This is a genomic window from Cupriavidus sp. (assembly GCF_057315035.1).
Map to the genome: position 1 here is coordinate 52,537 of NZ_DBHKYV010000025.1, position 21,469 is coordinate 74,005.

The 21,469-nt window shown below is 63.0% G+C and carries 20 protein-coding genes; 13 read left to right on the forward strand and 7 right to left on the reverse strand.

Annotated elements, in window-relative coordinates:
- From aceE to lpdA, 4 genes are all read left to right on the forward strand, one after another.
- Positions 1-2,214 (forward strand): pyruvate dehydrogenase (acetyl-transferring), homodimeric type (gene aceE / locus ACO550_RS25305; protein WP_485994994.1); only part of this gene is annotated, 2,214 nt, incomplete at its 5' end.
- Between the two features lie 199 nt (positions 2,215-2,413).
- The gene (aceF, locus tag ACO550_RS25310) at positions 2,414-4,069 is read left to right on the forward strand and encodes a dihydrolipoyllysine-residue acetyltransferase (protein WP_315596727.1); all 1,656 of its coding nucleotides are present in this window, start codon (positions 2,414-2,416) and stop codon (positions 4,067-4,069) included.
- Between the two features lie 165 nt (positions 4,070-4,234).
- Positions 4,235-4,855, forward strand: a complete 621-nt coding sequence (locus tag ACO550_RS25315; protein WP_315596728.1) for an MFS transporter — start codon at positions 4,235-4,237, stop codon at positions 4,853-4,855.
- 40 nt (positions 4,856-4,895) lie between these two features.
- The gene (gene lpdA / locus ACO550_RS25320; RefSeq protein ID WP_315596729.1) at positions 4,896-6,680 is read left to right on the forward strand and encodes a dihydrolipoyl dehydrogenase; all 1,785 of its coding nucleotides are present in this window, start codon (positions 4,896-4,898) and stop codon (positions 6,678-6,680) included.
- Positions 6,681-7,138: 458 nt separating this feature from the next.
- Here lpdA and phaP1 read toward each other — a convergent pair whose 3' ends face one another.
- Complete coding sequence (gene phaP1, locus ACO550_RS25325; protein ID WP_315596730.1) at positions 7,139-7,717, reverse strand: TIGR01841 family phasin PhaP1; 579 nt, start codon at positions 7,715-7,717, stop codon at positions 7,139-7,141.
- A gap of 445 nt (positions 7,718-8,162) precedes the next feature.
- Here phaP1 and ACO550_RS25330 point away from each other — a divergent pair, with 445 nt between their 5' ends.
- The 3 genes from ACO550_RS25330 to ACO550_RS25340 all read left to right on the forward strand — a co-directional run bounded on the left by ACO550_RS25330 (position 8,163) and on the right by ACO550_RS25340 (position 10,446).
- Positions 8,163-9,134, forward strand: a complete 972-nt coding sequence (locus ACO550_RS25330) for a histone deacetylase (protein ID WP_315596731.1) — start codon at positions 8,163-8,165, stop codon at positions 9,132-9,134.
- Positions 9,135-9,261: 127 nt separating this feature from the next.
- Positions 9,262-9,708 (forward strand): thioesterase family protein, encoded by a 447-nt coding sequence (locus ACO550_RS25335; RefSeq protein WP_315596732.1) that lies wholly within the window; start codon positions 9,262-9,264, stop codon positions 9,706-9,708.
- A gap of 42 nt (positions 9,709-9,750) precedes the next feature.
- Positions 9,751-10,446, forward strand: a complete 696-nt coding sequence (locus tag ACO550_RS25340) for a nitroreductase family protein (RefSeq protein ID WP_315596733.1) — start codon at positions 9,751-9,753, stop codon at positions 10,444-10,446.
- A 355-nt stretch (positions 10,447-10,801) separates the two neighbouring features.
- On the opposite strand, the gene ACO550_RS25345 is transcribed toward ACO550_RS25340, so the two are convergent.
- On the reverse strand, positions 10,802-10,990 hold the full coding sequence (locus ACO550_RS25345; RefSeq protein ID WP_485994995.1) for a hypothetical protein: 189 nt from the start codon (positions 10,988-10,990) through the stop codon (positions 10,802-10,804).
- Between ACO550_RS25345 and pbpG the strand changes: the two genes are divergently transcribed.
- Entirely contained in the window at positions 10,977-11,942 is a 966-nt protein-coding gene (gene pbpG, locus ACO550_RS25350; protein WP_485994996.1) for a D-alanyl-D-alanine endopeptidase, read from the forward strand. The genes ACO550_RS25345 and pbpG overlap by 14 nt on opposite strands.
- Positions 11,943-12,034: 92 nt before the next feature.
- Here the strand turns inward: pbpG and ACO550_RS25355 are convergent, their stop codons facing one another.
- Positions 12,035-12,820 (reverse strand): IclR family transcriptional regulator domain-containing protein, encoded by a 786-nt coding sequence (locus ACO550_RS25355; protein ID WP_315596735.1) that lies wholly within the window; start codon positions 12,818-12,820, stop codon positions 12,035-12,037.
- 240 nt (positions 12,821-13,060) lie between these two features.
- Here ACO550_RS25355 and ACO550_RS25360 point away from each other — a divergent pair, with 240 nt between their 5' ends.
- The 3 genes from ACO550_RS25360 to ACO550_RS25370 are packed head-to-tail and all read left to right on the forward strand — an operon-like array spanning position 13,061 to position 15,483.
- Complete coding sequence (locus ACO550_RS25360; protein ID WP_315596736.1) at positions 13,061-13,786, forward strand: (Fe-S)-binding protein; 726 nt, start codon at positions 13,061-13,063, stop codon at positions 13,784-13,786.
- A gap of 21 nt (positions 13,787-13,807) precedes the next feature.
- A complete protein-coding gene (locus tag ACO550_RS25365) occupies positions 13,808-15,220 on the forward strand; it encodes a LutB/LldF family L-lactate oxidation iron-sulfur protein (protein ID WP_485994997.1) in 1,413 nt (470 codons plus the stop codon).
- A complete protein-coding gene (locus ACO550_RS25370; protein ID WP_315596738.1) occupies positions 15,217-15,483 on the forward strand; it encodes a hypothetical protein in 267 nt (88 codons plus the stop codon). Before ACO550_RS25365 ends, ACO550_RS25370 begins: the two co-directional genes overlap by 4 nt.
- A 62-nt stretch (positions 15,484-15,545) precedes the next feature.
- On the opposite strand, the gene ACO550_RS25375 is transcribed toward ACO550_RS25370, so the two are convergent.
- The 4 genes from ACO550_RS25375 to ACO550_RS25390 all read right to left on the reverse strand — a co-directional run bounded on the left by ACO550_RS25375 (position 15,546) and on the right by ACO550_RS25390 (position 19,196).
- The gene (locus ACO550_RS25375; RefSeq protein WP_315596739.1) at positions 15,546-16,340 is read right to left on the reverse strand and encodes an ATP-binding cassette domain-containing protein; all 795 of its coding nucleotides are present in this window, start codon (positions 16,338-16,340) and stop codon (positions 15,546-15,548) included.
- 1 nt (position 16,341) lies between these two features.
- Positions 16,342-17,238: an ABC transporter permease gene (locus tag ACO550_RS25380; protein WP_315596740.1), complete on the reverse strand. Its 897-nt coding sequence runs from the start codon at positions 17,236-17,238 to the stop codon at positions 16,342-16,344.
- A gap of 100 nt (positions 17,239-17,338) precedes the next feature.
- On the reverse strand, positions 17,339-18,319 hold the full coding sequence (locus ACO550_RS25385) for an ABC transporter substrate binding protein (protein WP_315596752.1): 981 nt from the start codon (positions 18,317-18,319) through the stop codon (positions 17,339-17,341).
- A 364-nt stretch (positions 18,320-18,683) separates the two neighbouring features.
- Positions 18,684-19,196, reverse strand: coding sequence for a cytochrome P460 family protein (locus tag ACO550_RS25390; protein ID WP_315596741.1), 513 nt, complete (start codon positions 19,194-19,196; stop codon positions 18,684-18,686).
- Positions 19,197-19,579: 383 nt separating this feature from the next.
- Here ACO550_RS25390 and ACO550_RS25395 point away from each other — a divergent pair, with 383 nt between their 5' ends.
- A complete protein-coding gene (locus ACO550_RS25395) occupies positions 19,580-19,966 on the forward strand; it encodes a response regulator transcription factor (protein WP_315596742.1) in 387 nt (128 codons plus the stop codon).
- Between the two features lie 52 nt (positions 19,967-20,018).
- Complete coding sequence (locus tag ACO550_RS25400; RefSeq protein WP_315596743.1) at positions 20,019-21,467, forward strand: aldehyde dehydrogenase family protein; 1,449 nt, start codon at positions 20,019-20,021, stop codon at positions 21,465-21,467.
- The last annotated feature ends 2 nt before the right edge of the window (positions 21,468-21,469 follow it).

The window sequence follows — 21,469 nt, forward strand, 5'->3', positions numbered from 1 at the left end:
TTCCTGCTGGGCCGCCTGACCACCGAACAGCTCGACAACTTCCGCCAGGAAGTGGACGGCAAGGGCATCTCGTCGTACCCGCACCCGTGGCTGATGCCGGACTTCTGGCAATTCCCGACCGTGTCGATGGGCCTGGGCCCGATCATGGCCATCTACCAGGCACGCTTCATGAAGTACCTGGGCAGCCGCGGCCTGACGAACGCGGGCGACCGCAAGGTGTGGGCGTTCCTGGGCGACGGTGAAACCGACGAACCGGAATCGCTGGGCGCGATCGGCATGGCCGGCCGCGAGAAGCTGGACAACCTGGTCTTCGTGATCAACTGCAACCTGCAGCGCCTGGACGGTCCGGTGCGCGGCAACGGCAAGATCATCCAGGAACTGGAATCGGAATTCCGCGGCTCGGGCTGGAATGTGATCAAGGTGGTGTGGGGCAGCCGCTGGGACCAGCTGCTGGCGCGCGACACCAAGGGCCTGCTGATGAAGCGCATGATGGATTGCGTGGACGGCGAGTACCAGACCTTCAAGGCCAAGGACGGCGCCTACGTGCGCGAGCACTTCTTCAACACGCCGGAACTGAAGGCCATGGTGGCCGACTGGTCCGACGACGACATCTGGCGCCTGAACCGTGGCGGCCATGATCCGCACAAGGTGTACGCGGCCTACAAGGCGGCCAGCGAGCACAAGGGCCAGCCGACGCTGATCCTGGCCAAGACCATCAAGGGCTATGGCATGGGCGATGCCGGCCAGGCCATGAACGTGGCCCACCAGCAGAAGAAGATGCCGGTGGACGCGATCCGTGCGTTCCGCGACCAGTTCAACATCCCGGTGCCGGACGACAAGCTGGAAGACGTTCCGTACCTGACCTTCGACGAAGGTTCGAAGGAACTGGAATACATGCGCCAGGCGCGCATGAACCTGGGCGGCTACCTGCCGGCCCGCCGCCAGAAGGCCGACGCGCTGAAGGTGCCCGAGCTGTCGGCGTTCGACGCGCTGCTCAAGGCCACCGGCGAAGGCCGCGAAGTGTCCACCACGATGGCCTTCGTGCGGATCCTGAACACGCTGCTCAAGGACAAGCAGATTGGCAAGCACGTGGTGCCCATCGTGCCGGACGAGTCGCGCACCTTCGGGATGGAAGGCCTGTTCCGCCAGGTTGGTATCTGGAACCAGGAAGGCCAGAAGTACGTGCCGGAAGACCATGACCAGCTGATGTTCTACAAGGAATCGCAGACTGGCCAGGTGCTGCAGGAAGGCATCAACGAAGCCGGCGCGATGTGCGACTGGATCGCCGCCGCCACGTCGTACTCGACGCACGGCGTGCAGATGATTCCGTTCTACATCTACTACTCGATGTTCGGCATCCAGCGTATCGGCGACCTGTGCTGGGCGGCTGCCGACATGCGCTCGCGTGGCTTCCTGCTGGGCGGCACCTCGGGCCGTACCACGCTGAACGGTGAAGGCCTGCAGCACGAAGACGGCCACTCGCATGTGTTCCATGCCGTGATCCCGAACTGCATCTCGTACGATCCGACGTTCCAGTACGAACTGGCCGTGATCATGCAGGACGGCCTGCGCCGCATGTACGCCGAACAGGAAGACGTGTACTACTACCTGACGGTGATGAACGAGAACTACGAGCATCCGGAAATGCCGGCTGGCGTGGAGAAGGACATCGTCAAGGGCATGTACCAGTTCCGCAAGGGCGTGGAAAACAGCAACGCACCGCGCGTGCAGCTGCTGGGTTCGGGCACGATCTTCCGCGAAGTGATTGCCGCCGCCGACATGCTCAAGAAGGACTGGGGTGTGGAATCGGACATCTGGAGCTGCCCGAGCTTCACCGAACTGGCCCGCGAAGGCCAGGACACCGAGCGTCACAACCTGCTGAACCCGACCGAAGCCCCGCGCGAGTCGTTTGTCGCGCAGAAGCTCAAGGGCGTGCGCGGTCCGGTCATCGCCTCGACCGACTACATTCGTGCGTTTGCCGAGCAGATCCGTCCGTTCGTGCCGCGCCGCTATGTGGTACTGGGCACCGACGGCTTCGGCCGCTCGGATACCCGCGAGAAGCTGCGCCACTTCTTTGAAGTGGACCGCAACTGGGTGACGGTGGCCGCGCTGAAGGCGCTGGCCGACGAGGGTGCGATCGGTCGCGAGAAGGTGGCCGAAGCCATCAAGAAGTACAACCTCGACCCGAACAAGCCGAACCCGATGTCGGTCTGATTCCCGGACTTGCACGACTGAACCCCCGCAGCGCGGTATCCGACGCGCCGCGGGGCGCCCCCGGCTGAGCCGGTGGTGCCCCACGGCGCGGGTGATGCGCGGCAGCGTGACAGATGCGTGCGGCGAGAGTAACCTCGCCGGGCGTTTGTCGCGTTTGTCGTATCTGACCAGAGTGCCGGCTGCCCAGGAGAGACACTGAATGAGTCAAGCGATTGAAATCAAGGTGCCGGATATCGGCGACTATGACGCCGTTCCCGTCATCGAAGTGCATGTGAAGCCGGGCGACCAGATCAACGCGGAAGACGCGCTGGTCACGCTGGAGTCCGACAAGGCCACGATGGACGTGCCGTCGCCACAGGCCGGCACCGTCAAGGAAGTGCGGATCAAGGTGGGCGACAACGTGTCCGAAGGCTCGGTCCTGGTGATGCTGGAGCCTGCCGGCGCCGCCGCGTCGGCTCCGGCCCCCGCTGCCGCAGCACCCGCACCGGCCCCCGCTGCCGCCGCGCCCGCGCCGGCAGCTGCTGCTCCGGCCCCGGCCGCCGCGCCGGCTGGCGGTGGCGGTACGGTCGAGGTCAAGGTGCCCGACATTGGCGACTACGACGCCGTGCCCGTGATCGAAATCCATGTGAAGCCGGGTGACCAGATCAACGCGGAAGACGCGCTGGTGACGCTGGAGTCCGACAAGGCCACGATGGACGTGCCGGCCCCGCAAGGCGGCACCGTCAAGGAAGTCAAGGTCAAGGTTGGCGACAATGTGGCACAGGGCACGTTGATCCTGATCCTGGAAGCTGCAGGTGGTGCCGCGGCTGCCCCGGCGCCGGCACCGGCTGCAGCAGCGCCGGCTCCCGCGCCTGCCGCCGCCCCGGCTCCTGCCGCGGCTGCTCCCGCCCCGGCACCGGCTGCGGCCGCCGCACCGGCCCAAGGCGTCACGGGCAAGGCTGCTCACGCCAGCCCGTCGGTGCGCAAGTTTGCGCGCGAGCTCGGTGTCGATGTGTCCCGCGTACCGGGCTCCGGTCCCAAGGGCCGTATCACGCAGCAGGACGTGCAGGGCTTCGTGAAGGGCGTGATGTCCGGCCAGACCGCCGCGCCGGCGGCTGCCGCCGCCGCTGGGTCGGGCGTGGGCCTGGACCTGCTGCCGTGGCCGAAGGTTGATTTCACGCGCTTTGGCGAGGTGGAATCGAAGCCGTTGTCGCGCATCAAGAAGATCTCGGGCGCCAACCTGCATCGCAACTGGGTCATGATTCCGCACGTCACGAACTGTGACGAGGCCGACATCACCGACCTCGAAGCTTTCCGCGTACAGCTGAACAAGGAAAACGAGAAGGCCGGCATCAAGGTCACGATGCTCGCGTTCATGATCAAGGCCACCGTGGCGGCGCTGAAGAAGTTCCCGAACTTCAATGCATCGCTGGACGGCGACAACCTGGTGCTGAAGAAGTACTTCAACGTCGGGTTTGCGGCCGACACGCCGAATGGCCTGGTCGTTCCGGTGATCAAGGATGCCGACAAGAAGGGCGTGTTCCAGATCAGCCAGGAAATGGGCGAACTGGCCAAGCTGGCCCGCGACGGCAAGCTCAAGCCGGACCAGATGCAGGGCGGCTGCTTCTCGATCTCGTCGCTGGGCGGCATCGGTGGCACGTACTTCACGCCGATCATCAACGCGCCGGAAGTGGCCATCATGGGCGTATGCAAGTCGTACATGAAGCCGGTCTGGGACGGCAAGCAGTTCGAGCCGCGCCTGACGCTGCCACTGTCGCTGTCGTGGGATCACCGCGTGATCGACGGCGCCGAGGCGGCACGCTTCAACACGTACTTCGCCCAGTTGCTGGCCGATTTCCGCCGCATTCTGCTGTAAGCGGTCGCTTAAAGATGATTCTGGCGTCGTTGCGCGGCCTTGCCGTACCACTTGTACTGTCTGCGGCCGCGCGCCTAGCCAGAACCGCTTCGCTTCACCTTGAAGCAACCGCAACGCACACCGGCTTTGCCGGTGTGCGAACTGCGTGACGCTTGGAGAGGGTCCATGACTACCTGCGTTGTCGTACGTAAGGGTGACGAGGTGGCGATCGCGGCCGATGCGCTGGTGACGTTCGGCGACACGCGGCTGTCGCGTGCCTATGAGCGCAACCAGAAGGTGATTCCCGTGGGCGAGAGTTTCGTCGCGCTGGCGGGCACCACCGCGCATTTTCCGGTGATGCGCGCGCTGTTGACGGGCATGGGCGACGAATGCCGCCTGTTGACGCGCGACGATGTGTTCCGGACCTTCCTCAAGGTGCATGAACGGCTCAAGAACGAGTACTTCATCAACACCAAGGAAGACGAGGACGACCCTTATGAGTCATCGCAGATCGTCTGCCTGATCGCCAATCCGGGCGGCATCTATGGCGTCTATTCCTACCGCGAGGTGTTTTCGTTCGACCGCTTCTGGGGTATTGGCTCGGGCCGCAACTATGCGCTCGGGGCAATGCATGCGGTGTACGACCAGCCCGGCCTGGGTGCCGGGGACATTGCGCGGATCGGCGTCGATGCCGGGATCGAATTCGACAAGAGTTCGGCCGGACCGATCGATGTGCATACGGTGAAGCTTCAGATGACGCCCCTGCAGCCGGGCGACGTGGCAACCAACAACGACGGCGCGCCCTGACCCCGCGAGCGGGCGGGACGCGCATCCCAGGAGGAAAAGCATGAGTGTGATCGAAGTCAAGGTGCCGGATATCGGCGATTTCGACGCGGTGGAAGTGATCGAGGTGCTGGTCAAGGCCGGCGACACGGTCGAGGTAGAGCAGTCGCTGATCGTGCTGGAAAGCGACAAGGCCAGCATGGAAGTGCCGTCGTCGTCGGCCGGCAAGGTCGTGGACGTCAAGGTCAAGGTAGGCGACAAGGTGGCCAAGGGCACCGTGATCTGCACCGTGGAAGCGGGTGCGGCCGCAGCGCCGGCACCGGCTCCCGCCGCGGCGCCTGCTCCCGCGGCAGCCCCGGCACCGGCCGCTGCGCCGGCTGCGGCACCCACGGCCGCCAAGCACAGCGGCAGTGCCGACATCCAGTGCGACATGCTCGTGCTGGGCGCAGGCCCCGGCGGCTACTCGGCAGCCTTCCGCTCGGCGGACCTCGGCATGAACACGGTGCTGGTGGAGCGCTACGGCACGCTGGGCGGCGTCTGCCTGAACGTCGGTTGCATCCCGTCGAAGGCACTGCTGCATAACGCGGCCGTGATCGACGAGGCCAAGGCGCTGGCCGCGCACGGCATCCTGTTCGGCGAAGCCAAGATCGACCTGGACGGCCTGCGTCACTACAAGGAAAGCGTGGTCAACAAGCTGACCGGTGGTCTGGCTGGCATGGCCAAGTCGCGCAAGGTACAGGTGGTGCGCGGTATCGGCACGTTCCTCGACCCGAATCACCTCGAAGTGCAGGAAACCGAGGGCGATGCCAAGGCGACCAATGGCAAGAAGACCGTGATCCGCTTCGAGAAGGCGATCATCGCGGCCGGTAGCCAGGCCGTGAAGCTGCCGTTCATTCCTGAAGATCCGCGCATTTTCGATTCGACGGGCGCGCTGGAACTGCGCGATATCCCGAACAAGATGCTGGTGATCGGCGGCGGCATCATCGGCCTGGAAATGGCCACGGTGTACAGCACGCTGGGCGCACGCATCGACGTGGTGGAAATGCTCGACGGCCTGATGCAGGGCGCCGACCGGGACCTGGTCAAGGTCTGGGACAAGATGAACAAGCAGCGCTTCGACAACGTAATGCTGAAGACCAAGACGGTTGGCGTGGAAGCCAAGCCGGACGGCATCTACGTGAAGTTCGAAGGTGAGGGCGCGCCGGCTGAACCGGTTCGCTACGACGCGGTGCTGGTATCGGTGGGCCGCTCGCCGAACGGCAAGAAGATTGGTGCCGAGAAGGCTGGCGTGGCAGTGACCGACCGCGGCTTTATCGACGTCGACAACCAGTTGCGCACCAACGTGCCGCACATCTTCGCGATTGGCGACATCGTCGGCCAACCGATGCTGGCCCACAAGGCCGTGCACGAAGCCCACGTGGCCGCGGAAGCCGCCCATGGCGAGAAGGCGTACTTCGACGTCAAGCAGATTCCTTCGGTGGCCTACACCGATCCGGAAGTGGCCTGGGCCGGCCTGACCGAGGAACAGTGCAAGGCGCAGGGCATCAAGTACGGCAAGGGCGTATTCCCTTGGGCCGCCTCTGGCCGCGCCATCGCCAATGGCCGCGACGAAGGCTTCACCAAGCTGATCTTCGACGAGGAAACGCACCGCATCATCGGTGGCGGCATTGTCGGCACCCATGCGGGCGACCTGATCAGCGAAGTGTGCCTGGCCATCGAGATGGGCGCCGATGCCGTGGATATCGGCAAGACGATCCACCCGCACCCGACGCTGGGCGAATCGGTTGGCATGGCTGCGGAAATCTACGAAGGCGTCTGCACGGACGTACCGCCGCCGCGCAAGCGTTAAGCGCTGGAAGTTGCTGTAACTGCTGTAGCGAAGGAAACCCGCCATCAGGCGGGTTTCTTTTTGGGCAGTTGTTCAATTAACCGCCAAGATTTCAAACTCCACAAGCTACCGCCCCTCTCCCGCGATGCGGGAGAGGGGCGGGGGGAGAGGGCAAGGCCGCTCAAGCTGAGACGCGTCGCAATTTGAACCTCAGGCCCTCTCCCCCGACCCCTTGTATGTCGCGCGGGAGAGGGGAGCCTCTTGTAAAACCCAGACGAAAAAAATCCCGGCTACCTGCATGCAGGGGCCGGGCTGGAATCGATACCTTTTGGATTCAGTACCGAGGAGACATTGGTACGAGGCGATTGACGCTTGACTCAGTCATTCACCACCGTTGGCAAAACGTCCGCGCATAAGGCTGGGTAGGGCGCTTTGCCAACGGACCGGCCGAAGCCGGTACGCTGGAGTACTACGGGTGCTTAGGCAGCAGTTGCCGACTTCTTGGCAGCCGTGCGAGCCGTGGCGCTGGCTTGCTGGGCAGCCTTGGTCGCGGCGGTGGCAGCGGCCTGGAAGTTGGTCTCGGCCATTTCAACAGCCTGCTTCGTGGCCTTCTGGACCGACTCGTAGGCGTTGTTGGCGGCGGAGATTGCCGACTTCACGATAGCCACGGTCGATTCCGAACCTGCCGGTGCGTTCTTGGCGAAGTTGTCGACCAGGGCTTGCACGTTCTTGGTGCCTTCGGCCAGTTGGGCTTCAGCAACCTTGGTGAACTCGCTTTGGGTTTCCGAAGCGATTTCATACAGGTGGCGCGTGTAGGCCAGGGTCTTTTCGGCAACCGGTTGCACGAGCGATGCCTGGATGGCCAGCAGTTCCTGGGCATCCTTGGCGGACAGCGCCTTCTTGGCGTTGTCGACGTTTTCGGCGAACGTAGCCTTGACCACTTGCAGGTTCAGCTCAACCAGCTTCTCGACGCCTTCGAAGGCTTTCGAGGTCAGGCCGAACAGGGTCTCGAGGTTGGCTTTTTGTGCGGCTGCAACTTGTTCAGGGGTCAGGATCATTGCTGGTCTCCAGTGGTGAACTTCAAGGTCAAGCAAAAGTGAAATTAAGCCGCCCAGATGTCAAAGCCATGACTTATGTCTTGACTAGCCCGAGCGTGTATCTATTTGTGGGCGTCAGGCTGGGTCGTGTAAAACTTCCCTGCCTTTGATGCGCCGCAACAATTCCAATTCTAAGAAAACCAAGATGGGTGTCAAGCGGTTTTTGTGCATCGCACAAAAAATAGTCCGGTGAAACGGTCTGCAAGGGCAGGAAAATCCACGTGGAGCCCATGGGGCAAGGGTTTATCCTGATCTCCGCGCGTGGTGCGGCGCCAGAAATTCAGGCGTTTCAAGCGCCATGCGGCGACGCAGCCGGCTCGGTGCTACCATCGCTGACTGCCCGGTCGGCGAATGATGCCAAAGCATCACAAGCGACCCGTTTGTCCGCACCCGCCCCCAACCCTCGATGCTTGCCTTTTACGCCGACCACTTTGTCCTGCCGCTGCCGCCGGGGCATCGCTTCCCGATGCGCAAATACAGCATGCTGCGCGATGCCGTGCTGCGCGACTTGCCGGAGGTGCAGCTGCATGAGGCGCCGCGCGCCGACGACGCGGCGCTGGCCTTGGCGCACACCGCCGAATACATCGCCGCGGTCTCGGGCGGCCAGCTCGATCCGGCACGCCAGCGCGAGATCGGTTTTCCGTGGTCGCATGAAATGGTGGAACGCTCACGGCGTTCGGCCGGTGCCACGATGGCTGCGTGCCGTACGGCGCTCGACCAGGGTATAGCGGTCAACCTCGCGGGCGGCACGCACCATGCGTATGCCGACAAGGGCGGTGGCTTCTGCGTGTTCAACGATGCTGCAATTGCCGCGCGCCATTTGCAGCGGGATGAAGTCGGGCAACGCGTGCGTCGCGTGGCGGTCATCGATCTCGACGTGCACCAGGGCAACGGCACTGCCTCGATCCTGCGCGACGATCCGAGCGTGTTCACGTTGTCGCTGCACGGCGAGAAGAACTATCCGTTCCGCAAGGAGGCCAGCGACCTCGATGTCGGCTTGCCCGATGGTTGCGATGACGATGGATATGCGCAGGCGTTGGCCGGTGCGCTCGACACGCTGCAGGCGCGCTTCGCGCCCGACCTGCTGGTCTACCTGGCGGGTGCCGACCCACACGAGGATGACCGCCTGGGGCGGTTGCGCCTGACGATGGCAGGTCTTGCGCGGCGCGACACGATGGTGTTCGACTTTGCCCTGGCTCGCCGGCTGCCGATTGCGGTCGCCATGGCGGGTGGCTACGGCAACCAGATCGAGAACACTGTGGCGGTGCACACGCAAACCGTCACGCTGGCGTCGCACTATCACGCCCTCTATCACGCCCAGTATTGCGCATCGCAGAACCGCGTCATCGCGCCTGGCGTGGCAACGCAAGCAACATGAACGTTGCAGATAAAGAAAAAAGTTTGGAACCTTGCGGCAAACCGTACGCTCATACGAACCTGTCGTGTGGCTGTGGCATCGCAATTCAAGATTCCGTCTCTCATGGACGTCCACTGATTCATCATCGATGAAGCCTGAACCCGATCGTCGCGGTGCGTATGCGCACTTCCAATCCATCACGACACGTTGGATGGATAACGATGTCTATGGTCACGTGAACAACGTTGTCTACTACAGTTACTTTGATACCGTTGTTAATACGTACCTGATTCGCGAAGGCGTGCTCGACATCGAGGCAGGCCCGACCATCGGCCTGGTGATCGAGACGCAGTGCAATTACTTCTCGTCGCTGAGCTTTCCCGATACGGTCGTAGCCGGTTTGCGCGTGGCGAAGCTTGGCAATTCGAGCGTGCGCTACGAAGTCGGTTTGTTCTGCAACGACGATGACGTGGCTGCGGCGCAGGGACACTTCGTTCACGTGTACGTGGATCGCGCGACGCGCAGGCCGGTGGCATTGCCGCCCGCGTTGCGCCAGGCATTGCAGCGGCTGGTGGTGAACCAGCCGGACCAATGAGCAGGATTTGAGGAATTCAAGGAATTGAGGAGACCGCAGAGCATGTCGAATCCCGGTGACGCAGCGATCGTTGATCGCGCCATCACGACCCGCCGTTCGGTGCGCGCGTTCCTGGACGCGCCGGTGCCGCGCGAAACCGTCGAGGAGATCCTTGCGGTGGCCAGCCGCGCGCCGTCTGGTACCAACACGCAGCCGTGGAAGGTCTATGTGTTGTCGGGCGACGCCAAGGCGCGCTTCTGTGCCGACGTGCTGGCCGCCTACGACGACCCCGAGCGCGATTCAAAGTATCGCGAGGAATATCCGTACTATCCGCGCGAATGGGCCGACCCGTACCTGGCGCGTCGGCGCAAGGTTGGCTGGGACCTGTACAGCCTGCTGGAGATTCGTCGCGAGGACAAGGCGCGCATGCACGAGCAGCATGCGCGCAATTTCCGTTTCTTCGATGCGCCGGTTGGCCTGATCTTCACGATCGACCGGATCATGGAGCAGGGCAGTTGGCTCGACTACGGCATGTTCCTGCAAAGCATCATGGTGGCGGCACGCGCACGGGGTCTCGATACCTGCCCGCAAGCCGCCTTTACGCAATTTCACAGCATCATCAAGCAGCAACTGAGGCTGACCGAGGAGGAGATGGTTGTGTGCGGGATGTCGCTGGGCTATGCAGACCCGAATGCGACAGCCAATCAGTTGACGACGGAACGTGAACCGGTAAGCGGGTTCGTGCGTTTCCTCTCATGATTTGCCCTGATTTGCCATCAGGATTCTGCCATGCAGGCCGATATCGACGTATAGATGATGTAGAGGGACAGGTCGTTGCAGTGGATTGTCGACACCGATGTCGGCATCGATGTCGACGTGACGGTTGATGCTCAGCGACCGACCGAAGTGTTGTTTTTGAGTTGGCGGGTAAATGTCTTAAACGTCTCTTTTCCCGTAATGTGGAAATGTTTGCGAATCAAACTTTAAAGAGCCGCTGTAAGTCATTAATCTTGCTAAGAATTTCTTAATTTCCTAAACTAGCGCCATTCCGCACTAGCGCTGAACAGACCATGTTCCGGACCGAATCCTTTATGTCTCGACTTTTCGGCCTTCCTCAATTGACCGCCCTCGCCACTACGGCGCTGGTATCGGTTGCCCTGATGGCCGCGCCGGCCACGTACGCAGCGACGAAGTCGACTGCGGCGAAAACGTCGGCGAAAAAGACCGAAAAAGCTTCTAAAACAAGCAAAAAAACCGCTTCCGAAAAGGTGGCGGCGTCTCCACGCAAGGTGATTGTCGTCAAGAACGGCAAGCGAACAGCCGTAGCCAGCCATGCCGCGCCGGTCCGGGCGGCCTTCGTGCCGGCCAAGCCGTCGCTGGGTGAGGCGATGGGCTTGCGCGATACCGATGACGCGCTGTCGCTGCGTTCGTCGGTTGCGCTGGTGATGGACCAGAACACCAATGAGGTGTTGTTCCAGAAGAATCCGACGGCCGTGCTGCCGATTGCTTCGATCACCAAGCTGATGACGGCCCTGGTGGTGATGGATTCGCGCCTGCCAATGGATGAAATGCTGACGGTGTCCGAGGACGATCGCGACACCGAGAAGCACAGCAGCTCGCGCCTGCGTTTCGGCACCACGCTGACCCGCCACGAGATGCTGTTGCTGGCACTGATGTCTTCGGAGAATCGCGCCGCCTCGGTGCTGGGTCGCAGCTATCCGGGCGGTTTGCCGGCGTTTGTCGGCGCCATGAACAAGAAGGCGCGCGAGCTTGGCATGAACGACAGCCACTTTGTCGATTCGAGCGGCTTGTCGAGCAGCAATGTGTCGAGCGCGATGGACCTGGCACGCCTGGTCAACGCTGCGTACCGCAATCCGACCATCCGCGAGTTCTCGACCCAGACCGAACATGAAGTGAACGTGCTCGGCCGCACGCAGCACTACGTAAGCACGAACCGCCTGGTGCGCGGCGGCAGCTGGGATATCGGCCTGCAGAAGACTGGCTACATCTCCGAGGCGGGGCAGTGCCTGGTGATGCAGACGCGTGTGAACGACCGCAACGTGGTGATGGTGTTCCTGGATTCGGTTGGCAAGCTGTCACGCTTTGCCGATGCCACGCGCGTCCGTACCTGGCTCGAGCATCAACCGTCGACGGCAGGGGGCCAACCGCGCCCTTTCCCTTCAACGCCCAATCTTACGCAGGGTCCTAAATCCCCTGCGGCGATCCTGGTATCGCAGCAGTCGCACGGCACCTGAGCTGTTGCCGTTGCGCATGGAAAACGCGCCGTCGGGCTACTGCCCCCGGCGCGTTCTTTTTTGTGCTGCGATTGCCCAATGGGCGTTCGAGGTCAGGCGATGGGCTCCGACACGTAGCCCATGCCGCGTGAGATCTGCAGGGCCGTGTCCTTGAGATTCTGCAGCCAGCTGTCCTGCAGGCGGTCCGCCGGTGCCGACAGCGACAGGCCTGCCACAAGCCGGCGCGAATCGTCATAGATGCCAGCGGCGATGCAGCGCACGCCAAGCTCCAGTTCCTCGTTGTCGCGTGCATAGCCATTCGAGCGTACCCAGCTCAACTCGCGTTCCAGCTTGGAAATGTCGGTAATCGACGTGCGGGTATGCCCGGCCAGCCCTGTGCGCGTGGCGTAATTGCGCACACGCGCCGATTCATCGGCTGCCAGGAACAGCTTGCCGACCGAGGTCAGGTGCAGCGGCGCGCGGCCACCTATGGCGCGCACCACCTGCATGCCCGAACGTTCGCTGTAGGCACGTTCGATATAAACGATTTCGTCGCCCTGGCGTACCGACAGGTTGACGGTCTGTCCGGTCACGCGATGCAGTGCACGCATCGGCGCCAGCGCCGCATCTCGCACCGACAGGCGCGCCTTTACCAGGTTGCCCAGCTCCAGCAGGCGCATGCCCAGCCGGTAGCTGCCCGGATCGGATCGATCCACAAAGCGGCAGGCCACCATGTCGTTCAGGATCCGGTGCGCGGTCGAGGGATGCAGCCCCGTGGCCAGCGAGAGTTCCTTCAGGCTGACGGGATCCGCGTGCTGGGCCAGCGCGTCCAGCAGCGTCATCATGCGCTCGATCACCTGGATCGAGGTCTTGCCGGGTGACTTGTCTGCTTCTGCCATGTGAAAAATGTTGCCTTGCGGCAAATTAAGCGTCTGCCTGATTCTATCTCGCATTGTGAAAATTTCAACTGGTGAAACGTGATTCCCGAGATTTCATTCCAGAGATTGCGCGGTGAGCGCACACGCAGCATGAGCCACATTAGGTGTCGGGCTGAGCAAGTTTGCGGCGCGCGATGCTCGCAGCGGCGTGGCGAAGGCGCATAATTGCGAGGTTTCAGGGTCTGGAAGAAAAGGGAAACAATGCGAATCGGACTGTTCGCCACCTGTCTGGTGGACCTCATGCGCCCGGAAATCGGGTTCTCCGTGCTCAAGTTGCTGGAATCCGCCGGTTATGAGGTCATGGTGCCCGAGGCCCAGACGTGCTGCGGACAGCCGGCGTACAACTCTGGCGAACGTGCGGTATCGCGCGACCTGGCCGAGAAATTCCTGCGCGAGTTCGAGATGTTCGACTACGTGGTCGTACCGTCGGGTTCATGCGGCGGCATGATCAGCCATCACTACCAGGACTTGCTGCGCGACGATCCCGAATTGCATGGCCGCTACGAGCGGTTGCGCGAACGCGTGTTTGAACTGACCGATTTCCTGGTCAATGTGGCGAAGGTCGATGCGCTCGATTCAGGTTTTTCCGGCCATGTCACTTACCACGACTCCTGCTCGGGGTTGCGCGAACTCGGCGTCAAGCAGCAGCCGCGCGCGCTACTTGGCAAGCTGCCCAACGTGCAACTGACCGAGATGAAGGATTGCGAGGCGTGCTGCGGTTTCGGCGGTACGTTCTCGGTCAAGTACGGCAACATCTCCACGGCGATCGTCGATGAGAAGTGCGCCAATATCAAGGCCAGCGGTGCCGACGCGGTAGTGCTCGGCGACCTCGGCTGCATGCTCAATATCGAAGGTCGCCTGCGGCGTTCCGGCGATTCGCGCACCCGCGTGCTCCATATCGCGCAGGTGCTGGCCGGCGACGCCTGAGCAAAAACGGGAGCCCCCACGATGCAAGTGCACAGCATGGAATTCAAGGCGCGTGCCGGTCAGAAACTGGCCGATCAGCGCCTGCAACAGAACCTGAAGAAACTGTCCACGAAGTTTGTGACCGCACGCGCTGATGCGATCCGCGACATCGACTTCGATGCCACGCGCGCCGCGCTGAAGGAGCGCCGCAACCGCGCGCTTGAAAACCTCGACGTCTGGCTGGCCACGTTCGAGGAGAACGCCACCAGGCGCGGCGCCACGGTGCTATTTGCCGAAAGCACGGCCGATGCGGCAAGGCTGGTGGCCGAGATTGCCCAGAAGCATGGCGTCAGGAAGGTCATCAAGAGCAAGTCGATGGTGACCGAGGAAATGCGCCTGAACCAGGTGCTGGGCGAGATGGGCGTGCAGAGCATCGAGACCTATCTCGGCGAGTACATCCTGCAGATCAATGACGCCGAGCCTCCCTCGCACATCATTGCGCCGGTCATCCACAAGGACAAGGACGAGATTGCGGACCTGTTTGCCAAGGTCCACAACAAGCCGCGCCTGACCGATATTCCCGAGATGACGCGCGAGGCGCGCGAGGTGTTGCGCCCGGAATTCCTGTCCGCCGACATGGGCGTGACCGGAGGCAACTTCATCATTGCCGAAACCGGTTCGGTTGCCGTGGTCACCAACGAAGGCAACGAGGGCATGTGCACGATCATGCCGCGTGTGCATGTGGCCGTAACCGGTATCGAGAAGGTGCTCCCAACGCTGGAAGACCTGGCCACCGTGATGCGACTGCTGCCGCGTTCGGCGACGGGACAGGCCATCTCGAACTATTTTTCGCTGCTGACCGGGCCGCGCGCCGAAGGCGAACGCGATGGCCCCGAGCACATGTACTTCGTACTGGTCGACGGCGGCCGCAGTGGTCTGATCGGCGGCGAATTCCAGGAGATGCTGCGCTGTATCCGCTGCGGCGCGTGCATGAACCACTGCCCGGTGTACCAGAAGATTGGCGGACACGCCTATGGGTGGGTCTATCCTGGTCCGATGGGCAGTGTGCTGACGCCGAGCTATGTCGGTCTGGCCAACGCCGTGGACCTGCCGCAGGCGGCCACGCTGTGCGGCGAATGCAACCGGGTATGTCCCGCGTCGATCCCGCTGTCCGACCTGCTGCGCAAGCTGCGTGAAAAGCAGATGGAGCGTCATCTGCGGCCGTGGCAGGAGCGTCTGGCATTGCAGGCGTGGGGCTACGTAGCGCGTCGCCCAGGCCTGTATGCGTTCATGACGCGCGTTGGCGCACGTATCCTGTCGCGCATGGGCGGGCACAGCAAGCTGATTGCGAGCCTGCCGATGGCCGGCAAGGGCTGGACCGAAACACGCGACATGCCGGCCCCGAGCGGCCGCACGTTCCGCGAGCTCTACAAGGAAAGGAGGGCGCGTTCATGAGCGCCAATCAGGCAACGCTGGCAACCATGCGCCAGACACTGGAAGCACACCTGGCCGGCAATCTGCCGGTTAGCGATCTGATCGCGCAATGGCGCACCATGGCATCGTCGCTGACGTTGCCACCAGTCTTTGGTCAGGCAATGGAAGAGTTGCTGCGCCGCATGGAGATGTCGGCATCATTCGCGCAGGACAGCTGCTCGTTTTCGAGCACGGCGATTACCGACCAGCTGAAGAAGTGGCTGGACAAGGCCGGGACCGTTTGAACTGCTGAGGGAAGATCCCCTCTCCCGCCTGGCGGGAGAGGGGAGCACACCAGTACCGTAACTCAGCTCAGCAGCAACGCATCGTCGTCGAGTTGCTCGTGCCGCGTCTGCTCGAACATCTTGAGCAGGTCGGGTACATCGAGCCCCTTGCGCTGGTCGCCCGAAACGTCGAGCACTACCTGTCCCTGATGCAGCATCACGGTGCGCTGGCCATAGTCCAGCGCCTGGCGCATCGAGTGCGTGACCATCATCGTCGTCAGCTGGCTTTCCTCGACGATGCGTGCGGTCAGCTCCAGCACGAATGCTGCCGTTTTCGGATCCAGTGCAGCCGTATGCTCGTCGAGCAGCAGGATGCGCGACGGCTGCAGCGAGGCCATCAGCAGGCTCACTGCCTGGCGCTGGCCGCCCGACAGCAGGCCGATGCGGTCGGTCAGGCGGTTTTCCAGCCCGAGGTTCAACAGGCGCAGCTTGTCGCGGAACAGGTCGCGCGACGGCTTGTTCAGCGCCGGGCGGAAGCCGCGACGCGAGCCGCGCGCCATCGCCAGTGCCATGTTTTCCTCGATCGTCAACGCTTCGCAGGTGCCCGCCATCGGGTCCTGGAAGACGCGGGCCACCAGATGAGCGCGGTCCCAGGCAGGCTGGCGCGTGACATCGGTGTCGTCGATCATGATGCGGCCACTGTCGACCATCGTGTCGCCGCTGACGGCGTTGAGGAAGGTCGACTTGCCCGCGCCATTCGAGCCGATCACGGCCACGAACTGGCCGGCCGGGATCTCGAGGCTCAGGCCGCGCAGTGCGCGGTTCTCGATCGGCGTGCCCGGATTGAAGGTCAGCTTCAGGTTTTCAGCGCGCAACATCTCAGGCACCTCCGTTCTTGCGGGCGAACAGCTTCTTGCGCGTGGCCGGCAACACCAGCGCCAGCGTCACGAGCGCCGCGGTCACGAGGTTCAGGTCCTGCGCCTTGAGGCCGATGAACTCGGAGTTCAACGCCAGTGCGATGAAGAAGCGATAGAGGATCGCGCCAATCACCACGGCCAGCGTCACATACACGAGGCGGCGCGCCGGAATGATGGTTTCGCCGATGATCACGGCGGCCAGGCCGATCACGATCGTGCCGATACCCATCGAGATATCGGAACCGCCCTGCGTTTGCGCGAACAGCGCGCCGGCCAGGGCCACGAGTGCGTTGGAGAGCGCCATGCCGGCCAGCGTGGCGCGGCCGGTGGGTACGCCCTGGGAGCGTGCCATGCGCGGGTTTGCGCCGGTCGCACGCATGGCCAGGCCAAGTTGCGACGAGAAGAACCAGTCCAGTGCCAGCTTGGCCACCACGACCACCACCAACAGCAGCACGGGGCGCAGCACGTAGTCCGGCATCCATTCCGGTTGCAGGATCGTGAAGATGGTCGGTTCGGTGATCAGCGGCACGTTAGGACGGCCCATGATGCGCAGGTTGACCGAGTACAGCGCGATCATCATCAGGATACTGGCCAGCAGGTCCATGATCTTGAGCCGTACATTGAGCCAGCCCGTGACGAAGCCAGCCATCGCACCGGCCACGATCGCCACCAGCGTGGCCACGAACGGGTCCTGGCCGGCGGCGATCAGCGTGGCCGCGACCGCGCCACCCAGCGGGAAGCTGCCATCGACAGTCAGGTCGGGGAAGTTGAGGATGCGGAACGAGATCAGCACCCCGAGCGCCACAAGGCTGAAGATCAGGCCGATCTCCAGGGCGCCCAGCAGGGAAAAGAGGGACATTGGGAAAATCCTTTGCAGGCCATCCGGCCGGCCCGGATAGGGCCATCGGGGGCGCTTCCGTCCGCGCACCGCAGGGTAGGGTGCGCGGAACCGGAGGGTATTACTTGATAACGGTCTTGGCTTCCTTGATCAGGTCCGGCGACAGCGCCACGCCTTGCTTCTCGGCGGCGCCCGTGTTCACGAACAGTTCAAGGTTGTCGGAAGTCTGCGAGGCGATCGCGCCGGGCTTCTCGCCCTTCAGGATACGCACCACGACCTTGCCGGTCTGGTGACCGAGGTCACCGTAGTTGATGCCCAGCGCGGCAACGGCGCCACGCTTGACGCTGTCGGTGTCGGCGGCCACCAGCGGGATCTTCGATTCGTTGGCGACCTTGACCAGCGATTCGTAGGCCGACACCACGTTGTTGTCGGTGTTCGTGTAGATCACGTCGACCTTGCCGATCAGGCTCTTGGCGGCCGGGCCGATGTCCACGGTACGCGGGGCGGCGGCTTCCTTGAGCGACATGCCCTGCTTGGCCAGCAGGTCCTTCAGTTCCTTGACCACCACCACCGAGTTGGCTTCACCGGGGTTGTAGACCATGCCGACGGTCTTGGCCTTGGGCACCACGCGCTTGATCAGCGACACCTGCTTGTCCAGCGGCAGCTTGTCCGACACGCCGGTCACATTGGTGCCCGTCGCGCTCCAGCTCTTCACCAGTTGTGCGGCGACCGGATCGGTCACGCCCGAGTACACCACGGGCACGGTCTTGGTGGCGGCCACCACGGCCTGGGCCGACGGCGTGGCGATGGCCACGATGGCGCTCGGCTGGTCGCCCACGAACTTGCGGGCGATCTGTGCCGCCGTGCCCGGGTTGCCCTGGGCGCTCTGGTATTCCCACTTCAGGTTCTTGTCGGCGTCGTAGCCGGCCGTCTTCAGTTCGTCGCGCACGCCGTCGCGGATAGCGTCGAGTGCAGGGTGATCCACGATCGACAGGACCTTCACGGTTGCGGTCTGGGCCTGCGCGGCGCCGCCGTAGAGCAGGGCCAGCGCAATCGCGCTGCCGAGGATGGTCTGGGTAGTGGATGCCTTGAGACGCAGCATGTAGTTGTTCTCCCCCGAAGGATCGGTGCTTTCAGTCATTCAGCCGCAAATGGTACGACAGCCGTCCTGGCGGGCGGCCGCAGACGCGGGAGCGTACTGCGGCGCAACCCGGCGGTCCTGATGCGGATGTCGTGCGCCCGGCGGCAGGTGCAGGCGCGCGCGTGGCCGCATCGGATACGACGGCGCGAAGCCTGCGAGCATACCATTTTCGGGGTGTGGGTGGCTCGCTTTTAGTGCTGCATAGCGGCATATCCTGCTGAAAAACACCGTAAGAGCGGAGGCGTGCCGCAAATTATTGCGTCAAAAAGCCGAATTCGGCGTGATTGCGCTCATCGGTGAGCACGGGCCCGGAGTACAAATTGCGTCATGGCGCAAGGCGGGTAAACACATAGTCGCGATCCTTCACCCGCGACGCATGGCAGGCGAAACAGGTCTGGTGCTGCGCTTCGTCCGCGGGCTTGCCGTTGATAAAGCGCCCGTAACCCCAACCGCCCGACGCCGCGTATTTCTTCGAGTCCTTGACCATTACCTGCACCGTGGTGGCCTGCGCCGGCACCAGCGCGGGCTCGAAATCCGGCGACTGGGTGTACTTCCAGGCCAGCTTCACCAGCACCGCGCCATCGGGGAACGGCAGCTGGCCGCGCTTGTAGGCATCGATCGCGATCTGGTTGCCGACCACGGTACGTAGTTCGTTGAGCGGGGCACCTTCGAGCGCCGGTCCCACCAGTTCCCATTTGCGATAGCCGTCAGGGATCGTCACGCCATAGATCGGCGATGCATTCTCCCTGGCCGATGGCTTGTCAGCGGCGACGGAAGCGACTGCGAACAGCGTGGCGGCGGTGGCCAGGCCAAATACGGCGGCGTGCATGGGTTTCATGGTCATTCCTCAGGACCGTTGATCGAACTCCCATTGATGCGTGGCCGTGTATAGCGCGTATGTCGTGCAATCGCCGGCCGTGTATCGACATGAATCGGTGCACCGTGGCGACACATGCCGATACAAAAGCGACGAGCCTTGTATGTACCTGTATCTGGACTTGGCGCCGATACGTCGGATGACAGAAATGCTGTCCCGTTGCTACGGGCGCGATACGCGAGCCTTCTACATTGGCTGCAAGGGCTGCAACGTACCGGGGTTTCTCCCGACGCGGATATACGGACATATGATGGCGCCAAAGCAGAGGCAGGCTGTATGTTGGGGCAAACGGCAACGCGTGGACCCGTGTCTACGTGTTGCACCGATCCTGAGCGAGAACGCCGTTGTCACCACCTACTCCTGAACTCGTTTCGATTGTCGACGACGATCCCTCCATCCGGGCCTCCACCGCGAGCCTGGTCCGTTCATTCGGATGGGAGGCGCACGCGTTCGCGTCGGCAATTGCCTTTCTGGAGTCGGATGCGTTGTGCCGCACGCGCTGTCTGATCTGCGATGTGCAGATGCCCGTGATCGATGGAATCGCGTTGCTGGAGCGGCTTGAAAACGCGGGCATCCGCTTGCCGACACTGTTTATCACGGCCTATGCGTCGCCCAGGCTGCTGAGGCTCGTGCAAGCCAGTTCGGCCATGCATCTGGTGGAAAAACCGATCGACGCCGCGGAGCTCGAAGCCTGGATCGTGCGTGCCCTGGATAGTCACGCGGGGCGATAGCGCGCGAGGGACGGAACAGAACGGAACAGAACGGAATGGAATGGGAAACAGCATGCAAAGACTGAACAGTGCCTATATCGGTGGCGAATTCGTGACCGTGCAGGGTTCGGAAACCGTGGAGGTTGCCAATCCGGCGACGGAAGAAGTCATCGGTACCGTGACGCTGGGTAACCGCGAGGACGCGAAGCGCGCGATTGCCGCCGCCAATCGCGCGCAGTCGATGCTGCGTCATACCGGCAAGGCGGAGCGTATCGACATGCTCCGGCGCCTGCAGTCCGCGGTGCTCAAGCACACGGACCGGATCCGGGAAGTCACCATCGACGAATATGGGGCACCGCAGGCACGGGCCCAATGGGTCAGCCGCTATGCATCGCAGTGCTTTGAAAATGCGGCGCAGATACTGCAGGACTATCCGCTGGAGCGTGCCGCGGGTGGCGCCAGCGTGGTGATGGAACCGGTCGGTGTGGCCGCACTGATCGCGCCATGGAACAGCACGGCCGGCACGGTTTGCAGCAAGCTCGCGTCGGCGCTTGCCGCCGGATGTGCCTCGGTCATCAAGCCCAGCGAACTGAGCCCGATCCAGACCCAGGTCCTCTGCGAAGCGTTGCATGAAGCCGGCTTGCCGTCAGGGGTCTTCAATGTCGTGCTGGGACGCGGCACCGATGTCGGCGATGAGATCAGTACCAGCGCCGGCATTGCCAGGATCTCGTTCACAGGGTCGACGCAGACGGGCAAGACGATTGCGCGCGCAGCCCTTGAAACGATGAAGCGCGTCAGCCTCGCGCTTTCGGGAAAGTCCGCCGCCATTGTGCTGGACGATGCCGATCTCGCCAGTGCGCTGCCATTGGCGGTCAATGCCGCATTCATGAACAACGGCCAGGCGTGCGTGGCGGGTTCCCGTCTGCTGGTGCCGCGGGCGCGCATGGCCGAGGTTGTGAAGCAGGTGCGGGCCATCGTCGCCGGCATGGTGGTCGGCGACCCCCGCGATCCCGCCACCACGCTTGGCCCGTTGGCGAGCCAGGGCCAGTTCGAACGCGTGCAGCACTACATCCGGCGCGGCCGCGAGCAGGGCGCGGAACTGGTTGCCGGTGGCGAAGGCCGGCCAGACGGCATTGCCAGGGGCTGGTTTGTCCGGCCCACGGTACTTGCCAACGTGCGCAACGATATGGATATCGCGCGCGAGGAAATCTTCGGCCCGGTGCTGTCGATATTGGCCTACGACAGCGAGCAGGAGGCGATCGCAATTGCGAACGATTCGATCTATGGCCTGCACGGCTACATCTTCTCGGCGCAACCACAGCGCGCGCGCAATATCGCGGACAGTCTGCAGGTCGGAACGGTGCTCATCAACCGCATCGATCCTGATATGCTGGCGCCCTTCGGGGGCGTCAAGCAGTCGGGCATCGGACGGGAGTTCGGCGCTGCCGGACTGGAGGCATTCCTGGAGCCCAAAACAATAGCAATGCCCGTCGCATCGGCGGGGAACGACAAAGGGAAATGATC